At 57.6% G+C, this 1,676-nt stretch carries 1 rRNA gene; it reads right to left on the bottom strand.

Features of this window, described 5'->3' with window-relative positions:
• Positions 1-67: 67 nt before the first annotated feature.
• Positions 68-1,640 (bottom strand): 16S ribosomal RNA (locus tag Q9M42_RS15510).
• Positions 1,641-1,676 lie beyond the last annotated feature (36 nt).

The raw sequence follows: 1,676 nt of genomic DNA, 5'->3' as shown, positions 1-1,676 counted from the left end.
TCTCTCAAAAGGAAAGCCAAGCCAGGCCCCTGCCCGGTCCCTGCGGGACCGGGGTACTGCTCCATAGAAAGGAGGTGATCCATCCCCACCTTCCGGTAGGGATACCTTGTTACGACTTCACCCCAATCATCTGCCCCACCTTCGGCGGCTGGGTCCCAGAAGGGTTCCCTCACCGACTTCGGGTGTTGCAAACTCTCGTGGTGTGACGGGCGGTGTGTACAAGGCCCGGGAACGTATTCACCGCGGCATGCTGATCCGCGATTACTAGCGATTCCGGCTTCATGCAGGCGAGTTGCAGCCTGCAATCCGAACTGAGAATGGCTTTTCTGGATTGGCTCCCCCTCGCGGGTTCGCATCCCGTTGTACCATCCATTGTAGCACGTGTGTAGCCCAGATCATAAGGGGCATGATGATTTGACGTCATCCCCACCTTCCTCCGGTTTGTCACCGGCAGTCACCTTAGAGTGCCCAACTGAATGCTGGCAACTAAGATTAGGGGTTGCGCTCGTTGCGGGACTTAACCCAACATCTCACGACACGAGCTGACGACAACCATGCACCACCTGTCATTCCGTCCCCCGAAGGGGAACCGCCTCTCTCGAGGCGTAGCGGAAGATGTCAAGATCTGGTAAGGTTCTTCGCGTTGCGTCGAATTAAACCACATGCTCCACCGCTTGTGCGGGCCCCCGTCAATTCCTTTGAGTTTCAACCTTGCGGTCGTACTCCCCAGGCGGAGTGCTTAATGCGTTAGCTTCGGCACTACGGGTATCGAAACCCCTAACACCTAGCACTCAGCGTTTACGGCATGGACTACCAGGGTATCTAATCCTGTTTGCTCCCCATGCTTTCGCACCTCAGCGTCAGGTACAGACCAGAGAGTCGCCTTCGCCACTGGTGTTCCTCCACATATCTACGCATTTCACCGCTACACGTGGAATTCCACTCTCCTCTTCTGTCCTCAAGTTTCGCAGTTTCCAATGGCCTTCCACGGTTGAGCCGTGGCCTGTCACATCGGACTGACGAAACCGCCTGCGTGCCCTTTACGCCCAATAATTCCGGACAACGCTTGCCCCCTACGTATTACCGCGGCTGCTGGCACGTAGTTAGCCGGGGCTTTCTGGACAGGTACCGTCAGCACGCCAGCCTGTTCGACTGGCGTGGGTTCTTCCCTGTCAACAGAGCTTTACGATCCGAAAACCTTCATCACTCACGCGGCGTTGCACCGTCAGGCTTTCGCCCATTGCGGATGATTCCCTACTGCTGCCTCCCGTAGGAGTCTGGGCCGTGTCTCAGTCCCAGTGTGGCCGATCACCCTCTCAGGTCGGCTACGCATCGTCGCCTTGGGGAGCCCTTACCTCTCCAACTAGCTAATGCGCCGCGGGCCCATCGGACTGTGCAAGGATCCGAAGATCCCTGCTTTACCGCTGACCTCAGGCGAGGTCAGGGCGTATTGGGCATTAGCCCCGGTTTCCCGGGGTTATTCCCATCAGTCCGGCAGGTTGCCCACGTGTTACTCACCCGTCCGCCGCTCGTTCCACCGGTTTCCTCCCGAAGGAGTCCGCCGGCTTCCCGCGCTCGACTTGCATGTATTAGGCACGCCGCCAGCGTTCGTCCTGAGCCAGGATCAAACTCTCCGTAAAAAGTTTGATGCTGTGGCATCAGAGATGCCCTAAAAA

The organism is Marinococcus luteus (assembly GCF_034497705.1).
In the GTDB taxonomy this organism is placed as follows: Bacteria; Bacillota; Bacilli; order Bacillales; family Marinococcaceae; genus Marinococcus; species Marinococcus luteus_A.
This window is presented reverse-complemented; position numbering and strand designations above follow the sequence as displayed.